We start from the raw sequence: 19,423 nt of genomic DNA, 5'->3' as shown, positions 1-19,423 counted from the left end.
TTTCCAAGATACACTACAGGTCAAAGCTGTATTTCTGTTTAAATTCTCTTAAGTCTATTCCTTTTCTTTCTGTTCGTACTCTGTGTTAGAATATGCGCCCTTAAATTTTATAGTAATTTCAGTGACCTAGCTGTGGCCGGTATGCGTTTCGGTTTTGCGGGTGCTTTAACGCGAGATTTTTTCATGTCACAATCTTCTTCTGCCAATAAAGGGCCTTTTGATGGCGGCCTTTATGTGATTACTTACGGCTGTCAGATGAATGAATATGATTCTGACAAAATGGCGAGTCTGTTGGAAAAAACCTATGGTTTGGAGCTGGTTGAAGATCCGGAAGACGCTGATGTGGTGTTGATGAATACCTGCTCGGTGCGAGAAAAAGCCCAAGAAAAGGTTTTTTCGGAACTAGGGCGCTGGTCGAAATGGAAGGCGAAAAAGCCGAATCGCATTATAGGAGTAGGCGGTTGTGTCGCCTCTCAAGAGGGCGAGGTAATCCGCCAGCGTGCACCAAGTGTGGATGTCATTTTCGGGCCGCAGACATTGCATCGTCTTCCGGCGATGATCGACCAGGCGCTGGCCATGCGTGATGACGAGTCTATTAAAAAGAAAAAAGCGGTTATTGATATTTCCTTTCCGGAGATCGAGAAATTCGACAACCTGCCTGAACCGGAAGTAAACGGGGTCTCGGCTATGGTGTCGGTGATGGAAGGGTGTTCCAAATACTGTACCTTCTGTGTTGTGCCTTATACGCGCGGAGAAGAGGTCAGTCGTCCGTTTGAAGATGTTATGCATGAAATTCGTTCGCTGGCCGAGCAAGGGGTGCGTGAAATCAATCTTCTGGGGCAAAACGTTAATGCTTATCGTGGTGAAATGCCGGATGGCGAGATTGCCGATTTGGCCGTGTTGATTCATGCCGTGCGCGCAGTTGAAGGCATTGACCGTATCCGCTATACCACCTCGCATCCGAATGAAATGTCGCAATCGCTTATTGATTGTTATGCCGAGGTGCCGGAGTTGGTTTCGCATTTGCACTTGCCGATTCAGTCCGGTTCGGATCGGGTTTTGGCGATGATGAAACGTAACCATATGGCGATCGAATATAAGTCGACTATTCGTAAAATCCGTGCGCTTCGTCCCAATTTGAGCCTGTCGGGTGATTTTATTGTCGGTTTCCCTGGAGAGACTTGTGATGACTTTAAAGAGACGTTAAAACTGGTCGAGGAAATGAATTACGACCGCTCCTTCAGTTTTATCTACTCGGCACGTCCGGGAACGCCTGCAGCAGCCTATCCGGATGAAGAACCGATGGATAAGAAAAAACGTCGCTTATATCATTTGCAGGAGCAGTTAAACAAGCAGACTCAGGCGATTTCCGAATCAATGGTCGGTACTGTACAGCGAATTTTGGTCGAACGTCTGTCGCGAAATTCTTTTACCGAAATTGCCGGTCGAACCGAGAACAATCGTGTCGTGAATGTGGAAGGTTCTCCGGATCTGATCGGTCAGTTTATCGATGTTAAAATCGTCGAGGCTTATACCAATTCCCTGAAAGGCGAGATAGTAGCGACGCCGGAGGCGGATAAATTTTCCGCTCCGCAATATCATGCTTTATAAATTGCCTTGTAAATTCATTGAAAACTGTATTAAATAAACATAATAAGGCGCCCGTTTCGGGCGCTCTTTCTTTTCCGCAAGCGGCATCTTCGTTGGCGCTAAAACAAGAGGCGAATCTTTGTCAGCACTGCATACCATTCAGTTTCGTTTAGAACCAGAAGATAACGAGCGGCTACAGAATCTCTGTGGCTGGCACAACGAGCATTTCGGTCAGGTTGAATTGCGTTTGGGGGTGGAGATCAATCTGCACGGTTTTCTGGTTTCGATAACCGGTTTGGCGGATCGTGTGCATAAAGCGGAAGAGGTCGTTCGCGAGCTTTTTGCCATGACTGCCGACGAGACATTGTTGCCGGAGAAGGTGCATCTGGTTTTGCATGAGCACGGTCATGATCAGGCTCAGACGCTGGATGCAGAACAGGTGCTGGTCAAAACCCGTCGCAAAACGATCAAGACGCGTAATAAAAATCAGGCCGACTATATCGAATCGATTCAGCAGCATGATGTTAATTTCGGAATCGGCCCTGCGGGAACCGGTAAGACCTATCTGGCGGTTGCCTGCGCGGTCGAAGCGCTGGAAAATGAAAAAGTGCGCCGAATCGTATTGACTCGTCCGGCGGTCGAAGCCGGTGAAAAACTCGGGTTTTTGCCGGGTGATTTAAGTCAGAAAGTCGATCCGTATCTGCGCCCGCTGTTTGATGCCTTGTTCGAAATGATGGGATTTGAAACGGTCGAGCGCCTGCTGGAAAAGAATGTGATTGAGGTGGCGCCTTTGGCGTTTATGCGCGGGCGAACTCTAAACGAATCATTTATCATCCTCGACGAAGCGCAGAACACCACGACGGAACAGATGAAAATGTTTTTGACGCGAATCGGTTTCGGTTCGACGGCGGTGATTACCGGCGATATCACGCAATGTGATCTGCCGCGTCATCAGAAATCCGGTTTACGGCATGTCATAGAGGTATTGGAAGGGGTTGAAGGAATCGGCTTCACCTTTTATCAGGCTCAGGATGTCGTACGTCATCGTCTGGTACAGAAAATTGTGCATGCTTACGATCGATACGATCGTAAAGAGGCGCGCCGCAAGGAAGCGGCCAAAGAGCAAACCGGTGTAGCTAAGTAGCACTGTTTGTCTGTTTGAATCGAGTTTTTTGGTGGTGAGCAGTTTGGGGGCAGCGATGTTGGATATTGATCTTCAGTGGGCTATAGAGCCGCAGAGTATACCGACTCTGGAACAGTGTAAAAAGTGGGTGGGTATCTCCTTGCAGGACGATCTCGCCTATCAGGAAGTTGAAATGGTTGTCCGTATTGTCGATCCTCAGGAAAGTCAGGATTTAAATCGCGATTACCGCGGCAAGGATAAGTCGACCAATGTTTTGTCTTTCCCTTTTGAGCAGCCTCCAGGGCTTTTGGAATTGGGCGAAGAGCTGCCTTATTTAGGTGATCTGGTGATCTGTGCCGAGGTCGTCGAGAAAGAAGCACGGGAACAGGGTAAACCGCTTGAAGCACACTGGGCGCATATGATTGTTCACGGCACCTTGCATTTGCAGGGGTATGACCATATAGAAGAACGAGACGCCGAAGAGATGGAGTCTCTGGAAAAAGAGATCATGCAGCGCCTTGGTTATGCAGATCCTTACGAGCAGGATAACTCCTGATCGGGCAGTTAAAGAATTAAAATCACTAAAGGTGAAAATTAGTAAATGAGTGACAGTAGTAGCGGCTCTTCGTGGTTAGAGCGTCTTGGGAAGGTATTTTCGGACGAACCGGAGAGTCGAGAAGATTTGGTTGAGTCTCTTAGAGAAGCTCACAATGAAGGGATTATTGATGCCGACGCTCTGTTGATGATCCAAGGAGTGCTGCAGGTCTCGGAAGCGCGTGTGCGCGACATTATGGTTCCGCGCCCGCAGATTGAATTGATCGATGCAACCGAGCCTCTGGACGAGATTCTGGAGGAGATGCTGGAGAGTTCGCATTCGCGTTATCCGGTTATCGAAGACACAAAGATTGTCGGAATTCTCTTGGCCAAGGACGTTTTTCGTGCCGTGGTTAAAGGGCAGTTGCAAAGTAAGGAAGATTTGCAGGCGATCTATCGCGAGCCGGTCTTTGTTCCGGAAAGCAAGCGTTTGAATGTGCTTCTGCGGGACTTTAAAGAGAGCCGTAACCATATGGCTCTGGTGGTTGACGAATATGGCGAACTGGCCGGTCTGGTGACGATTGAAGATGTTATCGAGCAGATTGTCGGTGACATTGAAGACGAGCACGATGAGGAAGAGAACGATAATATCCAGAAGCGTGCCGGTGAAATCTATTCGGTGAATGCGATTACGCCACTGGACGAGTTTAACGGTTTCTTCAATCTTGATATCGATGAAGATCTGTCGGAAACTCTGGGGGGGTATATGGCCGTTCAGTTCGGACATGTTCCGGCTGTTGATGAAGAATTTGTTGTCGATAAGCTGGTGATTCGCGTCACCAAGGCCAGCGAACGTCGAGCCGAACTGTTCGAAGTCCGTCCGCTGAAAGAGGATGGGGCAGAGCAGGCGGTCGAGCAAGCGATATAAAAGCGCGCTAAGGTGTCAGGAAGAACGGCTAAGTGAGTAACTTAGCCGTTTTTTTTGGCGGTATCTCAATGGCACTTAGGTTTTAGCCTAAGTTGCTGTGAATAAATGGAATTAAGGAAAAACGGGTGAAATTCTTAAAGCGGGTAATCGGGTTTATGCGCCCGGGACGAGAGCATCTGGCTGTTCTGGTTTTAGGCGGTTTGGCGGTTATGGCGTTTGCGCCTTTTGGGTATTCTCCTGTGATGCTCGGCTCTTTGGCCGGTCTGTTCGCCCTGTGGATGAAAGCGGCGACGCCGTATGATGGCGCGAAACTCGGATTATGGTACGGGTTGGGTTTGTTCGGCGTAGGCGTCAGCTGGCTTTTCTCCAGTATTTACCTTTTTGCCGAAGTATTGCTTCCGTTGGCGGTTTTATTGACCTTTGGCTGGATTCTTTATCTGGCAATGTTTATCTCTGCGGCCGGTTGGATGTCGGTCAAGTTCAAGTCGCGTCCGGCATTGACTCTTCTAGGGCTTTTTCCGGCCTTGTGGGTGCTGTTTGAATTGCTTAGAGGTATGTTGTTCGGCGGCTATCCGTTTCTGTTGGCCGGGGTCTCCCATCTGCATACCTGGCTGGATGGCTATGCGCCGATATTAGGTGTCTGGGGTCTTAGCTGGGCGCTGGCATTAAGTGCCGGTGCACTGGTGCTGCTGTTTACCAAGAGAACCTGGATTCTCAGTAGTCTGGTTCTGGCAGTTCTTTGGACTTCCGGTGGTATGTTGCAAAAAGTCGAATGGGTTCAGCCGAGTGGAAAGCCAATTGATATTGCTCTATTGCAAGGCAATGTTCCGCAGGAAAGGAAGTGGCTGTCCGATGAGTTCTTTCCTACCCTTGAGCGTTATATCGGGATGACCAAAATGAACCTGGATGCCGATGTCATTGTCTGGCCGGAGACGGCAGTGCCGGCGTACTTTGACATTGTGCATAAAGGCGCTTTGAGAAGCTTTATTGCCGATGCGAAACTGTTGCAGAAAGATATTCTGGTCGGTGTAATTGCTGGAGGGCGGGACAGTGAAGATTACTACAATGCGCTGATTAATGTCGGCAAGGTCGAAGACCGCTACTATAAGCATCATCTGGTGCCTTTCAGTGAATACTTTCCTTTCGATAGAGCTTTCCGCTTTTTAAGCGGCCTTTTTGAAATTCCTTATGCTACTTTCAGTGCCGGTTCTGCCGATCAGCAGCCGATCGAACTTGGCGGTCATAAAGCGGGATTGAGTATCTGTTTCGAAATGGCGTTTGGCGAAGAGTTGGCCAGACAGTTGCCGCAGGCCGAGTATCTGGTAACCGTGTCGAACGACGCCTGGTTCGCACATACGCTGGAACCGGCTCAGCAGTTGCAGGATGTGCAGATGCGTGCGTTGGAGCTGGGAAGAGAAATTGCTCGCGCCACCAATACCGGCTATACCGCTGTCGTTGGTGTGGATGGACGGATTAAGGCAGAAATTGAACCCTATCAGGAAGGGGTTTTAAGAACGGAAGTTCAACCCTATCAAGGATTGACTCCTTACGCACAGTGGCAGCGCTTGCCGATTGTCTTGCTGGTCGGGCTGATCCTGCTTTTCAGTCTCTCAGGCCGCCTGTTTAAGCGTAAGGGGTGAGGCTTATTAGTAGCTTATTTGCAATGGCTTTTAATGTGGCGGGTTGAAAGCCGGGTGTTCTTCGTCCATTGCCGCGGCAATGCGCAGGCGCAAAACCGTGATCTGAGTTGGATCGGAAAGGCTTAGTGCCTTGTCGATAAGGATTTTTTCCAGTACCGGCAGATCCATGTCCAGAAATTCGTCAACGCCTTTTTCCACATCATTAAGGTATTCGGCCAGAATATTGATGTCTTCGTTAACATCTTTTTGAACTTGTTGGAATTCTTTGGCTGTCAGATCTGCCAGGTCGTGGTCGGCCTGCTCAGCTTGCTCGATCGCGTGCCCCAGAACCTGCCAGGTCTTGTATTCGGCCAGGGTGGCTTTCTCTTTGGCGTGATTCAAAAGGGTGCGGTAGGCTTTCAACATTTTATTGCTGCTCATTATTATCTCCTGATTGGCTCTTCTTCTGGCGTATTGTCTATGCAGCGGACTCACTTCGACCGGTTTCGCCGGGCATTTGCAAAACTAACGTGCAAAGGCTTGCACGCCCTAATATAATACTGAACTTATTTATTTTTCGATAGCAACAGTTCAAATTGCCTGGTTGAAAGCTCGCAGTAAAAGTGAGCTTGAGCCGCAAAGAATCGAGTAAAGGACCGAAAGAAATCATCATGGCAGACATGCAATACCAACCTCAAAAACTTGAAGCGGAAATTCAGAAAATCTGGGACGATAATCAGACGTTTGTCGCCAAAGAAGACGACAGTAAAGAGAAGTTCTACTGTCTGTCTATGTTCCCTTATCCGAGCGGAAAGCTGCATATGGGGCATGTGCGTAATTACACCATCGGTGATGTAATTTCCCGTTTTCAGCGTATGCAGGGTAAAAATGTCCTGCAGCCTATGGGCTGGGATGCGTTCGGTCTGCCGGCTGAAAATGCCGCTATGCAGAATAAAGCCGCGCCTGCCGAATGGACCTATTCCAATATCGATTACATGCGTAACCAGCTGAAATCTCTGGGGTTGGGCTACGACTGGAGTCGAGAAATTGCGACCTGTCACCCGGAATATTACCGTTGGGAGCAGTGGCTGTTTACCAAACTGATGGAAAAAGGGCTTGTGTACCGCAAACTTTCGGTCGTTAACTGGGATCCGGTCGATCAGTGCGTACTGGCGAACGAACAGGTTATTGATGGAAAGGGCTGGCGCTCCGGTGCGCCTGTTGAGCGCAAAGAGATTGCTCAGTGGTTCCTGCGCATTACCGATTATGCAGAAGAACTTCTGCAGGATATTGATCAGCTTGAAGGTTGGCCGGAACAGGTTAAAACCATGCAGAAAAACTGGATCGGTAAATCGACCGGTCTGCAGATCTCTTTCCCGATCGAAGGCAAGCCGAATCAGACGCTGGATGTTTATACCACACGTCCGGATACGCTGATGGGTGTCAGCTATGTTGCTGTTGCCGCTGATCATCCTTTGGCGCATAAGGCTTCGATTCATAACGAGCCACTGGCGCACTTTATGGAAGAGTGTTCGCACATTTCCACTTCCGAAGCGGATATGGAAACCATGGAGAAGAAAGGGGTCGATACCGGTGTCCGTGTGCGTCATCCGATTACCGGTGAGATTGTTCCGGTGTGGGCTGCCAATTTTGTGTTGATGGGCTACGGTACCGGTGCGGTTATGGCCGTTCCGGCACACGATCAGCGCGACTATGAGTTCGCCAAGAAATACGAATTGCCGATTAATCCGGTTATTCTTCCGCACGGTGAAGAATCGGTCGATGTTTCCGAATCGGCTTATACCGAAAAAGGCGTGCTGTTCAATTCTGCTGAGTTTGACGGCCTGAAATCGGAAGAGGCGCTCGAAGCCATGGCGAAAGTGCTTGGTGAAAAAGGCCTTGGCGAAAAACAGACCAATTACCGTCTGCGCGACTGGGGGGTTTCCCGTCAGCGTTACTGGGGCTGTCCAATTCCGGTGATTTACTGCCCGGCTTGTGGTGCTTTGCCGGTTCCGGAAGATCAGTTACCGGTTAAATTGCCAGAAGATCTGGTTCCGGATGGTGCCGGGTCGCCGCTGGCTAAGCTGGACGAATTCAAAAATTGCAGCTGCCCTCAGTGCGGTGGACGTGCCAAGCGTGAAACCGATACCTTCGATACTTTCTTCGAATCTTCATGGTATTACGCTCGCTACACCTCGAAAGATTGCGGTACTGCGATGCTGGATGAGCGTGCCGATCACTGGTTGCCGGTCGATCAGTATATCGGCGGGATCGAACACGCGATTCTGCATCTGTTATATGCGCGCTTCTTCCATAAGCTGATGCGCGATCAGGGACTGGTGAAGAGCGACGAGCCATTTAAGAACCTGTTGACTCAGGGGATGGTTCTGGCCAGCAGTTGGTATTCTCAGGACGAGTCCGGAAAACAGACCTGGCATTCTCCGCTGGACGTTGAAGCGATCACCGATGAGAAAGGCAACGTGGTTAGCGGGAAACTGAAATCGGACGGCTCCGTAGTTCAGTACGGCGGTGTGATCAAAATGTCGAAGTCGAAGAATAACGGGATCGACCCGCAGACTTTGATCGATCAATACGGTGCCGATACCCTGCGTTTATACATTATGTTCGCCGCTCCGCCGGAGCAGAGTCTGGAATGGTCTGACAAAGGCGTTGAAGGTTGTTCGCGCTTCCTGAACCGTGTCTGGCGTCAGGTTAACAGTCATCTGGAAGGCGGTGTCGTTGCGGCACCGTCTTCTTCAGAAGCTTTAAGCAAAGACGCCAAGGCATTGCGTCTGAAGTTGCATGAAACGCTACAGAAAGTCAGTGATGATATGGGACGCCGTCAGACGTTCAATACGGCGATTGCAGCCTGTATGGAACTGTTGAATGACATCGGTAAATTCAATGTACAGAGCGATGCTGACAAAGGTCTGATGCAGGAAGCGATGGAAATTCTGGTATTAATGTTGTCTCCGATGACTCCGCATATGGCGCAGACTCTATGGGAAGCGCTGGGCAAAGAAGGTCTGGTCGTTGATGTTGACTGGCCGAAAGTCGATGAATCGGCTTTGGTTAAGTCGGAAATCGAATTGATGGTGCAGGTTAACGGTAAACTGCGCGGTAAGATTGAAGTCGCTGCCGACGCCGATAAAGAGACGATTCTGGCAACTGCAAAAAACGATGAGTCGGTCCAGAAGTTTATTGACGGTAAGGAACTGGTCAAAGAGATCTATGTTCCGGGGCGTCTGGTCAATCTGGTAGTCAAAGGCTGATTGACGCGACCTGATTAATAGGCAGAACAGAGGAATGTCGATGCAAAAAATGCTGAAAAATTGGTTGCTGGTTATAGGTGCAGCGCTCTTGGTTGTGCAGCTCGGTGCATGCAGTTTTCAGCTGCGTGGTTCGGGGGGCGAGGTACAGTTTGCCAATGCCGAACTTAAAACGATTCTTTTGCAGGCCGAGCCGGATACCGACAGTGCGATTAAACGCGAGTTGAAAAATCTCATGCCGCCTTCGGTCGAAGTGGAAACGGTGCAGAAACTCATTTCGACACAAAATGCCCAGGCGATTAATCGTGAGATCGGGTTGATTCTCGGTTCAACGCGAAAAAGCGCCAAGCGTACTTCGGTGTCGGCGATCGGAGAGTCTACTGCGGAATTTATTCGCTGGTCTCAGCCGTATCAGATACGTGATGCGAGCGGCAAGGTTTTATTGACGGATAAGGCTTTTGCCTACCGTGATCGACAGATCGATCCGCAAGGTGTGATGGCGGCAAATCAGGAACGTTATGAGCTGGAAAAGCTGATGGCGCGTGAGATTGCCGAACAGATTGTACGCCGTCTGCAATACCTGCAACCGAAATAACGGAAAAGCTTTTTGATTCTCGCCAGCGCTTTTTTAAATCAGGTTCAAACACCGCAATTCGCGATCAAGCCGATCTATCTGTTTTACGGAGAGGAACCGCTGTATCTTCGTGACTGCGGGGATGCGATTCGTCAGCGTTTGAAAAACGAAGGTTTTATTAAAGGCGAAAGTTTTGAAGTGGATGCCGGCTTTGACTGGCAGGCGCTGCAAATGGAAACACAAGCCGGTTCTCTGTTTGCCGACCGCCAGTACCTTTTGGTCAATATGCCCAAAGGTTCGCCGGGCAAAGAAGGCGGCGCTTTTATTCAGCAATTCTGTCAGTGGCAGCAGGAAAATCCTGAAATGGTCGTTTTGCTGTTTTGCGAAAAACTCGATTCCCGACAGCTGAAAAGTAAATGGGTTCAAGCAATTGAAGCGGCCGGCATGGTGGTGCAAACCAAAACCGTGCCGGTCGAAGCGCTGCCGAAATGGATTATGCAGCGAGCCAGTTTCCTCGGGTTGCAACTGGATCAGGAAGCAGCCAGCCTTCTTGCCGAACGTACCGAAGGGAATTTGCTCGCGGCCGATCAGGAGTTGATTAAACTTTCGCTGCGTTACCCGAGTGGCGAGACGAATCAGGTGAACGGCGAGGTAATTCTACAGAATGTTGTTGATCAGGCACATTATCAGCTGTTTGCTCTCGGCACTGCGATATTGAAAGGCCAGCGACATGCCAGTATGCAGATTTTGCAGCGACTGCAGCAGGAAGGCATTGAGGCGCCGATCGTACTTTGGCTTCTGAGCCGCGAGTTACGGCTGTTGTCTGAACTGCAGTTTCTCAGCAAGCAGGTTCCTCTGGCTCAGGCGTTCAAGCAGTGTCAGGTATGGCAGGTGAATCAGACGCAATATCGGCAAGCGCTGCAACGTCAGGACTACCATGCCTGGCAGTCGTATCTGGCTCAGGCTCTGCAGATCGATTTGAAAATCAAAGGCCAGCAGGCCGTGTCCGGCGAGCAGGAGATCTGGTCGGCGTTAAACGATTTAGTGATTAAAATGGCTTCGTAGCGAAGAAGAAAAACAAACGGATAGGACTAGAAATGAATATTGAGCAATATATGACCGAACTGGGGCAGGCCGCACGCGCCGCTTCGCGTGTTTTATTGCGTGCCAATACCGAAAAGAAAAATCGTGCGCTTTTGGCGATTGCCGAGCAGCTTGAAGACAGCGCTGAGATGCTGAAGGCGGAAAACGCCAAAGATCTGCAGGCAGGTGAGGCAAATGGGCTGGATGCGGCGATGCTGGACCGTCTGGCACTGAACGACAAGGTGATTGCCGGCATGGCGGAAGGGCTGCGTCAGATTGCCGCTTTGCAGGATCCCGTCGGTGAAATCAGTGATATGTCGTTCCGTCCTTCCGGTATTCAGGTCGGAAAGATGCGTGTGCCGTTGGGTGTGGTCGGAATTATTTATGAATCGCGCCCGAATGTCACCGTGGATGCGGCTGCCTTATGTTTAAAGTCGGGAAATGCGGCGATCCTGCGTGGTGGTTCCGAAGCTAAATTTTCCAATCAGGCATTGGCACAATGTATTGCCAAAGGGCTTGAAGCTGCGGATCTTCCGGCAACGGCGGTGCAGGTCGTGGAGACAACCGATCGCGAAGCGGTCGGTCACCTTATCGCCATGCCTGAATATGTGGATGTCATTATTCCACGAGGCGGAAAAGGACTGATTGAACGTATCAGCCAAGGTGCGCGTGTACCTGTGATCAAACATCTGGACGGCATCTGCCATGTCTATATTGATGATGATGCGGATTTCACCAAAGCGATTGATGTTGCATTGAATGCCAAAACCCATCGCTACGGGGTCTGTAATGCCATGGAAACCTTGCTGGTTGCCGAGTCTCAGGGGAAGAAAGTATTGCCTGAACTGGCCAGGCTGTATGCCGAAAAAGGGGTCGAGTTGCGCGGTTGTGCTAAGACGTGTGCGATTATTGAGGCCAATCCGGCAACCGATGAAGACTGGGCGACTGAATATCTGGCGCCTATTCTGTCGATCCGGGTGGTCGAAGACGTCGATGTGGCGATGGATCATATTGCGCAATACAGCTCCGGGCACACTGAATCGATCATTACCGAGAACTTTTCCACCTCACGCCGCTTTCTGGCCGAAGTGGATTCCAGTTCGGTGATGGTGAATGCGTCGACCCGTTTTGCGGATGGATTCGAGTATGGTTTGGGAGCGGAGATCGGTATCAGTACCGATAAATTCCATGCCCGCGGACCGGTCGGTCTGGAAGGACTGACTTCGCTGAAATATATCGTATTGGGCGATGGAACCATTCGTAAGTAAGGTGGCATTTTGCGTCTGATCGGCATTAACGGCGGTACTTTTGACCCGATTCACTACGGGCACTTGAGAGCTGCTCTTGAAGTCAAGCAGTTGCTCGGCCTGGAGCAGGTACGCTTCATTCCCTGTTATCAGCCGGTACATCGTGGAGAGCCGACGGTTTCCGCCGCACAGCGCTGCGCAATGATTGAACTGGCGATTGAGGCGCAGCCAGAGTTTGTCCTCGATAAAATCGAGATTGAACGCGGCGGGCCGTCTTATATGGTTGATACGCTTGCGGAGCTGAAGGCGCTTTTCGCCGAGGAAGAGACCGGTTTGGTGCTGATGATGGGGACTGATGCCTACGCGAAATTCTGTTCCTGGCATCAATGGCAGAGAATTCTGCAGTTGGCAAATATCGTTGTGATGCATCGTCCCGGAGAGGATCTGCATTTACAGGGCGAAGAAGCCAGAGAATTCAGAGAGCGAGAAGTTAAACAATTCAGCCAGCTTTCCGGACAGATTATGGAGCTGGCGATTACTCAGTTGGATATCAGTTCGACCCGGATACGGGAAGGGCTGAGAAAGGGTTTTGAAGCGGATTACCTGACGCCTTTCAGGGTGGTGCAATACATCAAGAAGCATGCGCTTTACCAGTAAGGGTACGCATAAATTTAATTCAGTCGAATGACTCAGGAGATAAATAAGCCAATGGCAATGGATACACAGCAAGCAACGGATCTAGTGGTCAAAACTTTGGACGACAGCAAAGGGCGCGACATTCAAGTGATTGATATCGAAGGTGTCAGTTCTTTTGCCGATGTTATGGTCGTCTGTACCGGTACCTCTACTACCCATGTTCGCGCTTTGGGTTCGCATGTTGAGCAGGCCTTCAAGGAAGCCGGCGAGCCGCCTTTGGGCGTTGAAGGTGGGCCTCAACCGGACTGGGTGCTGGTAGATTTGGGGAATATTATCGTGCATGTGATGACAGAAAGCGCTCGCGCTCACTATGCTCTAGAGAAACTTTGGGATATTAAATCTCAGGCGACGCGTTTAGATACAAAAGACGCGGCGGAATAAGTTTCCTCAGCTATGGTTATTCATTTTATTACCGTTGGGCAGAAGATGCCCAAATGGGTTCAGGATGGCTATCAGGAGTACGCGAAGCGTCTGCCTAAAGCCTGCGCCTTGAAACTGATCGAGCTGCCGATGGCCAACCGGGGTAAAAGCAATTCGGTCGATAAGATGAAAGCCGAGGAAGCCAAACGTATTCTGGAAGCTGTGCCGAAAGGGGCGCGTTTGATAGTGCTCGACGAGCACGGTCAACAGGTTACCACGAAAGGCTTGGCGGATAAGATGGAAGACTGGCTAGGCAGCGGTCAGGATATCGCACTGATTGTCGGTGGGCCGGACGGCCTGGAAAAAAGCCTGATTGATCAGGCACAATGGAAATGGGGTCTGTCCAAACTGACCCTGCCGCATCCGATGGTGCGGATTCTGGTTGCCGAACAGATCTATCGAGCTTGGTCGGTCATTCAAAACCACCCCTACCATAGGGAATAGTTGGTAAAACGTCTTTTTTGTCCAATCTCTTTGTTGTGCTTTAGCTCATTTATTTATAGTAAACTTCGTTAAAGCTTGCCGCGACCTTGGACAAAAAATCTCGTTTTTTTGTGCGGTTAGTTTTTAGCTTTTACAAAGGTATTTTTAATTTCAAGGTTATTCGTTTCTAAGGTTATTCTTTTCTTCACGTCGCTAAAACCTGCCTTGATCTTGAACCAAAAATCTCATTTTTTAGTTGGGTTTTAAGAACTGAGCAATTTCCTTCATCGTTTTTTCAAACTAAAATCTTCTAACCTTTCGTGAACTTCGTGTTTTCGCGGTTAATATTCTAAATATTCCTGGCGATTTTGATTTCTACACGGCGATTGAGTTTTTGGTTCTCTCTAATCGAATTGCCTTGAGCATCGGTGTTGGGAACTTTGGGACGGGTTTCGGCGTAACCGATCGCTTTCAGACGGTTGCCATCAACGCCTTGAGCGAGAAAAACCTGCAGAACGCTGATCGCACGGCTTGATGAGAGTTCCCAGTTCGACGGGAAGCGCACTGTGCTGATCGGGATGTCGTCGGTATGCCCCTCAATTTCGATATTGAACTCAGGCAGGCTGAATGCATTAATGTCGTTGGCAATATCGGCGATCAGTCTGCTTGATCCGCTACCTAATTCAGCGGAACCGGTTGCAAACAGAATGTTGCCCGGCAAGTCGATTTTTAAATAGTTATCTCCCTGCTCAATCGCTTCTTGCGGCAGAACCTGATGCTCCAGAAGAGTTTGGGAAAGGTTCTTGTTTAATTCGTTTAAGGGGGAGATGCTCTGTTTTTTCTCTTTCTTCAATAACCCCTCGTCAATCGCCGCCGATACCTCCTCGAATTTGCTCTGGTTGATCATCGACATTGAAAGGATCAGTACGAAGAAACCCATTACCAAGGTCATTGCATCGGCATAGGTGACCATCCAATCGTCAGTCTCTTCGCTGCTGCATTTTTTCGGCTTGGCCGGGGGCGTATAGTGCTGCGGTTCTTCTTGATCCATAGGTTGCTGCTCCATAGGCTATCGCTCGGCTCGACGGAACTGGTATTTCGGATGCAGATAGGAGTTCATGGTGTCCTCAATCAGTGACGGTGAAGCGCCTTCGGAGAGCAGCACAATGCCTTCACTGAGGATCTGGTTGCGCTGTGCTTCAAGATCCTGTTTGTGTTCAAGTTTGCGTGCGGCCGGTTTGAGAATCAATTGAGCAATCAGTACGCCATACAGAGTGGTTAAAAGGGCTACCGCCAGACCACCACCGATTTTGGACGGGTCGCCTTCCATGCTGTTGAGCATAATAATCAAGCCGACCAGGGTTCCGACCATACCGAAGGCTGGGGCGGTTGCCGCCATGGTTTGCAATACCTTGGCGGGGCGCATATTACTGTCGTAAATCGATTCGCGAGAGTGCTGCAGTAGGTTGTACAGGTGGCCGCCCTTGTATCCGGAAAGCAAGAAGACAAACGACTGATTAAGAAAGCTTTGGCCGTCTTCCGGCATATCAATCACTTTCTCCAGCATGACCAAGCCCTGTTTGCGAATAATTTTCGACCAGTCGATCAGGTCTCCGACATCTTCATACAGTTTGATCGGGTTCACTTTGGTACTGACCATGGTGAACATAATCTCTTTAAAAGCCAGCATGACATAGCGACCGTCGTAAGAGATCATTGCTGCGGCAATGGTTCCGCCGATAACCATTAACAGGCTCGACAGGCTGAAGAACATCAGGTAATTATCGGTATTGAAAATAATGGCGGCAATGAACAGCCCTAACCCGAGGATAAAGCCGAACAATGCGCTTATCGAAATATTCATAAGTTGTTAAATCCTTTAAACAACTGTCGGTTGATATACAAGCATTAAAACAGATAATCAGGCATTTTAAGATGATTTTCCACAGCTTTTAAGTGGAATAATGTCAGGTTATCTGTACGAAGACGACACTTTGCTGCGAGATGGCCTGCAAGTGATTGACTTTACTTGTTAAAGCTGGATAATACGCAATCTCAATTTAATGCGTCACTGACTCGTTCAGTATCGCACAGTCACAAGTAGTCATCCACATTCCGGATTCCGGAGCAGGATGTTGTGTTAATTGTTAATGATAGGTCTACGGATCGTTAACACGTAAAAACAATTGGAGTTTTACAATGGCAAACTCAGCACAAGCGGCTAAACGCGCTCGTCAAGCGGAAAAAAACCGTCAACATAACGTTGCAATGCGTTCTGAAATGCGTACTGCAGTTAAAAAAGTTCTAGCAGCAATCGATTCTGGTGATCAGGCGAAAGCAAACGAACTTTTCCGTGCAGCTCAGTCTAAACTTGATGGTATGGCGCGTAAAGGCATCATCCACAAGAACAAAGCAGCACGTTCTAAGAGCCGTATCAACGCTCGTATTAAAGCGATGGCTTAATTAGCCTGCTTTAATTGCGTTACAAAAGAACCGGGCATTGCCCGGTTTTTTTATATCCGCTTTTTACCGTTAGCTTTCGTTACGTTCGCTAAACCGGACAGATCATTTTTCCGAGCTCTTCGGTGAGTTTCAGGTTTTCCGAATAATCCACCGGACAATCGATTAACACAACGGTATTGTCTTGGATCGCCTGCTGCAGGGTGGGTTTTAAGGATTCTGCCGAATCGATGCGATACCCTTTTGCTCCGAAAGCTTCGGCCAGCTTTATAAAGTCAGGATTACCGAAGGCGATATGGCTTTCACGTCCGAACTGATTCATCTGTTTCCACTTGATCAGGCCGTAGCTGGCGTCGTTCCAGATCAGAACAATAATCGGGATCTGCAAGCGTACGGCGGTTTCGATTTCCTGAATATTCATCAAAAAACCCGCATCGCCCGTGACAGCGACCGCAATCTGTTCGGGTTTGGCCAGTTTGGCGGCAATGGCCCCGGGTAGAGCAATCCCCATCGAGGCAAATCCATTGGAGATAATGCAGGTATTGGGCGCCTGAGTCTGGTACATGCGTGCAACCCACATCTTATGGGCGCCGACATCAGAAATTACAATGTCTTCGGCGTCCAACGCCTGGCGCAATTCATGCAGGATCTTCTGCGGTTTGATCGGGAAACTTTCGTCCAGATCGAACTCGTGGAAGTGCTTTTCAATTTCTTTTTTGACCGGTAAATAGGGGCTTTCGGGGTGACGGTCACTCAGTGCCGCGATTCCTTGCAGGGCGTGTCCGATATCGCCGATCAAGCCAGCTTCGACAATGTAGAATTCATCGACCTCGGCCGGTTTGCTGTCGATATGAATGATTTTGCAGTTGCTTTCCTGATTCCAGAGTTGCGGATGATATTCGACGATGTCATAGCCGACACAGATGATCAGATCGGCTTGGTCAATTCCACAGGAAATGTAATCGTGCGCCTGTAGTCCGATTGTGCCTAATGAAAGCGGGCTGCGGCAGGGTAAAGCACCTTTGGCCATAAAAGTGGTGGCGACGGGGATATTCAATTTGCTGGAAAACTCGATCAGTGCATGGCTCGCTTTGGAGCGGATAACGCCGTTGCCGGCGATAATAACCGGATAACGCGCCTGACTGATCAGTTCCGCCGCCTGGCGGATTTTTTCGGAATGCGCAAAAGAAGGAAGAGGACTTTGTCGTCTAAGCGGTTTTTTATTGAGACGTTTTTCGGCAATATTTTCCGGAAAGTCGATAAAGCTGCAGCCGGGCTTTTCCGCTTCTGCAACTTTGAATGCTTTACGCACGACTTCCGGAATAATCTCCGGTGTCAGAATTTGCGTGCTGTATTTGGTGATCGGTTCAAACAGATTGACCAGGTCGAGAACCTGGTGGCTCTCTTTATGCAGCCGGTTGGTGCTGGCCTGACCGGCGATTGCGACGACCGGCGCGCGATCCATATTGGCATCGGCGACGCCGGTAACCAGATTGGTCGCACCGGGCCCCAGCGTAGAGAGGCAGACGCCGGCCTTTCCGGTCAAACGTCCGTAAACATCCGCCATAAAGGCCGCGCCTTGTTCATGGCGGGTCAAAATGAACTGAATGTCGCTATCCAACAAGGCGTCCATCAGGTCGAGATTTTCTTCTCCGGGAATGCCGAAAATATATTCAACCTCTTCGTTTTCGAGACACCTGACAAACAATTCAGCCGCTTTCATGAGGGAGTCCTTTGTCGCAGACATTAGTTTGGGAATCAAGTTCTATATTCGCATAATTCAGTATAAAAATAAATTTGTGCAATTTTTCCGGCGAATAAGGTCAATTGAAGGTCGGCACTGGCTTTTACTGAGGGCAAGCTCTGCTAAAATGCCTGTAAATTTTGCGCATTGAATGTAGGAACGGGACTTGAAACAGATTTTAAAAGCGACTGCAACGGTTGGCGGTATGACCATGATTTCACGCATCCTGGGTTTTATTCGGGATGTGGTGATCGCCCGCTATTTTGGTGCCTCAATGGGCGCGGACGCTTTTTTTGTCGCCTTTAAGATTCCGAATTTTTTTCGTCGCCTGTTTGCGGAAGGGGCTTTTTCGCAGGCATTTGTCCCGGTTCTTGCGGAGGCCAAGGAAAAACGCGGTAAGCAGGCGGTTAAACATCTGGTTAATGCAATCAGCTTCCGGCTCGGTGGTATTTTGCTGCTACTGACCGCTTTCGGGGTTTTCGGCTCTTCGCTTTGGATGATGGTGTTTGCGCCGGGTTTCCTGGATGATCCGCAAAAATTTGCACTCGCCTCGGATATGTTGGCGATCACCTTTCCCTATCTGTTGCTGATTTCTCTGGTCGCGTTCTCCTCGGCGATTATGAATACCTATAATCAGTTTGCCGTTCCGGCCTTTACGCCGGTTTTTCTGAACCTGGTTCTGATTGCTTTTGCCGTTTGGGTGTCGCCTTTACTGGATATTCCAGTTATGGCGCTTGCCTGGGGGGTCTTGGTTGCCGGGGTGGTACAACTGCTGTTTCACCTGCCGTTTCTGTATAGACTCGGGCTTTTGCCATCGCCGAGTCGGGAGTCGGATCCCGGAGTCGGTGAAGTAAAACGCTTGATGTTGCCGGCTCTGTTCGGTGTTTCCGTGGCGCAGATCAATCTGTTGGTCGATACAATTCTGGCTTCTTTTCTGGTCACAGGATCGGTCTCCTGGCTGTATTATTCCGACCGTTTGATGGAGTTTCCTCTTGGCGTTTTCGGCGTGGCTTTGGCGACGGTCGTCTTGCCGGGGTTGTCTAAAAAAGCGGCGAACGAAAATTGGCAAGGATTTCAGGAGGACTTGGATTCCGCTTTGCGACTGGTCTTCCTGATCGGCGTCCCGGCTATGCTGGGGTTGCTTTTGCTGGCGGAGCCTCTGATCGTCAGCCTGTTCTACTACGGTGCCTTTACCGAAAAAGATGTATCCATGTCGGGTATGAGTTTGATGGCGTACTCTTTCGGGCTGCTCGGCTTTATTCTGGTTAAGATTCTTGCGCCGGCCTTTTATTCGCGCAAGGATATGAAAACGCCGGTCAGGGTCGCCGTTATCGCTTTGGTAACGAATACGGTGCTTAACCTGCTGTTGATCGGGCCTTTTGCCCATGTCGGTCTGGCGGCCGCGACTTCGATATCCGCTTTTGTGAATGCGGGGCTGCTGTACTGGTACTTGAGAAAGCAGAGTGTTTTTTCGCCTATGGCGGGCTGGGTAAAGCTGAGTTTGCAAATTTTGGTCGCGAATATCGCTTTGATCGGATTTCTTGTCGCGGTCAATCCGGATATTTCCGAGTGGCTGGCTTTCGATGTCTGGCAGCGTCTTGGCTGGCTGGCGCTGTTGGTCTTCGGGTCGATCGTGATTTATATTGTGATTTTAGTGGCGGTAGGACTTAATCCGAAGCGGCTTCTGAAACGATAGGTTTTTAACGAATTGAT

Annotated in this window: 18 protein-coding genes; 14 read left to right on the top strand and 4 right to left on the bottom strand. The window is 49.6% G+C overall.

The features are described from left to right. The first annotated feature begins 183 nt into the window (after window positions 1-183). The 5 genes from miaB to lnt all read left to right on the top strand — a co-directional run bounded on the left by miaB (window position 184) and on the right by lnt (window position 5,815). Window positions 184-1,611, top strand: coding sequence for a tRNA (N6-isopentenyl adenosine(37)-C2)-methylthiotransferase MiaB (gene miaB / locus J3999_RS04950; protein ID WP_208126844.1), 1,428 nt, complete (start codon window positions 184-186; stop codon window positions 1,609-1,611). A 118-nt stretch (window positions 1,612-1,729) separates the two neighbouring features. Further along, window positions 1,730-2,734: a PhoH family protein gene (locus J3999_RS04945; protein ID WP_208126843.1), complete on the top strand. Its 1,005-nt coding sequence runs from the start codon at window positions 1,730-1,732 to the stop codon at window positions 2,732-2,734. 55 nt (window positions 2,735-2,789) lie between these two features. After that, window positions 2,790-3,269: an rRNA maturation RNase YbeY gene (ybeY, locus tag J3999_RS04940; RefSeq protein WP_208126842.1), complete on the top strand. Its 480-nt coding sequence runs from the start codon at window positions 2,790-2,792 to the stop codon at window positions 3,267-3,269. Window positions 3,270-3,314: 45 nt separating this feature from the next. Further along, window positions 3,315-4,175, top strand: a complete 861-nt coding sequence (locus J3999_RS04935) for an HlyC/CorC family transporter (RefSeq protein WP_208126841.1) — start codon at window positions 3,315-3,317, stop codon at window positions 4,173-4,175. A gap of 125 nt (window positions 4,176-4,300) precedes the next feature. Continuing rightward, window positions 4,301-5,815, top strand: a complete 1,515-nt coding sequence (lnt, locus tag J3999_RS04930; RefSeq protein WP_371811858.1) for an apolipoprotein N-acyltransferase — start codon at window positions 4,301-4,303, stop codon at window positions 5,813-5,815. Between the two features lie 30 nt (window positions 5,816-5,845). Here lnt and J3999_RS04925 read toward each other — a convergent pair whose 3' ends face one another. Then, entirely contained in the window at window positions 5,846-6,235 is a 390-nt protein-coding gene (locus J3999_RS04925; protein WP_208126840.1) for a hypothetical protein, read from the bottom strand. Between the two features lie 230 nt (window positions 6,236-6,465). Between J3999_RS04925 and leuS the strand changes: the two genes are divergently transcribed. Genes leuS through rlmH form a run of 7 tightly spaced genes read left to right on the top strand, consistent with a single transcriptional unit; the run spans window position 6,466 to window position 13,527 of the window. Further along, on the top strand, window positions 6,466-9,066 hold the full coding sequence (leuS, locus tag J3999_RS04920) for a leucine--tRNA ligase (RefSeq protein WP_208126839.1): 2,601 nt from the start codon (window positions 6,466-6,468) through the stop codon (window positions 9,064-9,066). A gap of 40 nt (window positions 9,067-9,106) precedes the next feature. Next, window positions 9,107-9,658, top strand: coding sequence for a hypothetical protein (locus J3999_RS04915; RefSeq protein WP_208126838.1), 552 nt, complete (start codon window positions 9,107-9,109; stop codon window positions 9,656-9,658). Between the two features lie 12 nt (window positions 9,659-9,670). After that, window positions 9,671-10,702 carry a DNA polymerase III subunit delta gene (holA, locus tag J3999_RS04910; protein ID WP_208126837.1) on the top strand — a complete coding sequence of 344 codons (1,032 nt, stop codon included), beginning with the start codon at window positions 9,671-9,673 and terminating at the stop codon, window positions 10,700-10,702. 32 nt (window positions 10,703-10,734) lie between these two features. Beyond that, complete coding sequence (locus J3999_RS04905) at window positions 10,735-11,988, top strand: glutamate-5-semialdehyde dehydrogenase (RefSeq protein WP_208126836.1); 1,254 nt, start codon at window positions 10,735-10,737, stop codon at window positions 11,986-11,988. A gap of 9 nt (window positions 11,989-11,997) precedes the next feature. After that, window positions 11,998-12,624, top strand: coding sequence for a nicotinate-nucleotide adenylyltransferase (gene nadD / locus J3999_RS04900; RefSeq protein WP_208126835.1), 627 nt, complete (start codon window positions 11,998-12,000; stop codon window positions 12,622-12,624). A gap of 51 nt (window positions 12,625-12,675) precedes the next feature. Next, the gene (gene rsfS, locus J3999_RS04895) at window positions 12,676-13,044 is read left to right on the top strand and encodes a ribosome silencing factor (protein WP_371811857.1); all 369 of its coding nucleotides are present in this window, start codon (window positions 12,676-12,678) and stop codon (window positions 13,042-13,044) included. Between the two features lie 12 nt (window positions 13,045-13,056). Next, complete coding sequence (rlmH, locus tag J3999_RS04890) at window positions 13,057-13,527, top strand: 23S rRNA (pseudouridine(1915)-N(3))-methyltransferase RlmH (protein ID WP_208126834.1); 471 nt, start codon at window positions 13,057-13,059, stop codon at window positions 13,525-13,527. A gap of 328 nt (window positions 13,528-13,855) precedes the next feature. On the opposite strand, the gene J3999_RS04885 is transcribed toward rlmH, so the two are convergent. Together J3999_RS04885 and J3999_RS04880 are read right to left on the bottom strand one after the other, a co-directional pair. Further along, window positions 13,856-14,557 (bottom strand): flagellar motor protein MotB, encoded by a 702-nt coding sequence (locus J3999_RS04885; protein ID WP_208126833.1) that lies wholly within the window; start codon window positions 14,555-14,557, stop codon window positions 13,856-13,858. Between the two features lie 18 nt (window positions 14,558-14,575). Further along, a complete protein-coding gene (locus J3999_RS04880; protein WP_173284162.1) occupies window positions 14,576-15,370 on the bottom strand; it encodes a motility protein A in 795 nt (264 codons plus the stop codon). 335 nt (window positions 15,371-15,705) lie between these two features. Here J3999_RS04880 and rpsT point away from each other — a divergent pair, with 335 nt between their 5' ends. Next, window positions 15,706-15,969 (top strand): 30S ribosomal protein S20, encoded by a 264-nt coding sequence (gene rpsT / locus J3999_RS04875; protein ID WP_173284163.1) that lies wholly within the window; start codon window positions 15,706-15,708, stop codon window positions 15,967-15,969. An 88-nt stretch (window positions 15,970-16,057) separates the two neighbouring features. Here rpsT and J3999_RS04870 read toward each other — a convergent pair whose 3' ends face one another. Then, window positions 16,058-17,689, bottom strand: a complete 1,632-nt coding sequence (locus tag J3999_RS04870) for an acetolactate synthase large subunit (RefSeq protein WP_208126832.1) — start codon at window positions 17,687-17,689, stop codon at window positions 16,058-16,060. Window positions 17,690-17,876: 187 nt separating this feature from the next. On the opposite strand from J3999_RS04870, the gene murJ reads away from it, so the two are divergent. Then, on the top strand, window positions 17,877-19,406 hold the full coding sequence (murJ, locus tag J3999_RS04865; protein ID WP_208126831.1) for a murein biosynthesis integral membrane protein MurJ: 1,530 nt from the start codon (window positions 17,877-17,879) through the stop codon (window positions 19,404-19,406). The last annotated feature ends 17 nt before the right edge of the window (window positions 19,407-19,423 follow it).

Origin of the sequence: Thiomicrorhabdus sp. 6S3-12, assembly GCF_017571475.1 — a bacterium.
Classification (GTDB): Bacteria; Pseudomonadota; Gammaproteobacteria; order Thiomicrospirales; family Thiomicrospiraceae; genus Thiomicrorhabdus.
Note: the sequence above shows the minus strand (reverse complement) of the source record. Positions and strands in the feature narration are given on the sequence as shown.

Bases quoted from the DNA above. Each gene is read 5' to 3' on its own strand.
- miaB (WP_208126844.1), top strand. From the start codon at position 184: ATGTCACAATCTTCTTCTGCCAATAAAGGGCCTTTTGATGGCGGCCTT.
- ybeY (WP_208126842.1), top strand. From the start codon at position 2,790: ATGTTGGATATTGATCTTCAGTGGGCTATAGAGCCGCAGAGTATACCG.
- J3999_RS04935 (WP_208126841.1), top strand. From the start codon at position 3,315: ATGAGTGACAGTAGTAGCGGCTCTTCGTGGTTAGAGCGTCTTGGGAAG.
- J3999_RS04925 (WP_208126840.1), bottom strand. From the start codon at position 6,235: ATGAGCAGCAATAAAATGTTGAAAGCCTACCGCACCCTTTTGAATCAC.
- leuS (WP_208126839.1), top strand. From the start codon at position 6,466: ATGGCAGACATGCAATACCAACCTCAAAAACTTGAAGCGGAAATTCAG.
- J3999_RS04915 (WP_208126838.1), top strand. From the start codon at position 9,107: ATGCAAAAAATGCTGAAAAATTGGTTGCTGGTTATAGGTGCAGCGCTC.
- J3999_RS04905 (WP_208126836.1), top strand. From the start codon at position 10,735: ATGAATATTGAGCAATATATGACCGAACTGGGGCAGGCCGCACGCGCC.
- rsfS (WP_371811857.1), top strand. From the start codon at position 12,676: ATGGCAATGGATACACAGCAAGCAACGGATCTAGTGGTCAAAACTTTG.
- rlmH (WP_208126834.1), top strand. From the start codon at position 13,057: ATGGTTATTCATTTTATTACCGTTGGGCAGAAGATGCCCAAATGGGTT.
- J3999_RS04885 (WP_208126833.1), bottom strand. From the start codon at position 14,557: ATGGATCAAGAAGAACCGCAGCACTATACGCCCCCGGCCAAGCCGAAA.
- J3999_RS04880 (WP_173284162.1), bottom strand. From the start codon at position 15,370: ATGAATATTTCGATAAGCGCATTGTTCGGCTTTATCCTCGGGTTAGGG.
- rpsT (WP_173284163.1), top strand. From the start codon at position 15,706: ATGGCAAACTCAGCACAAGCGGCTAAACGCGCTCGTCAAGCGGAAAAA.
- J3999_RS04870 (WP_208126832.1), bottom strand. From the start codon at position 17,689: ATGAAAGCGGCTGAATTGTTTGTCAGGTGTCTCGAAAACGAAGAGGTT.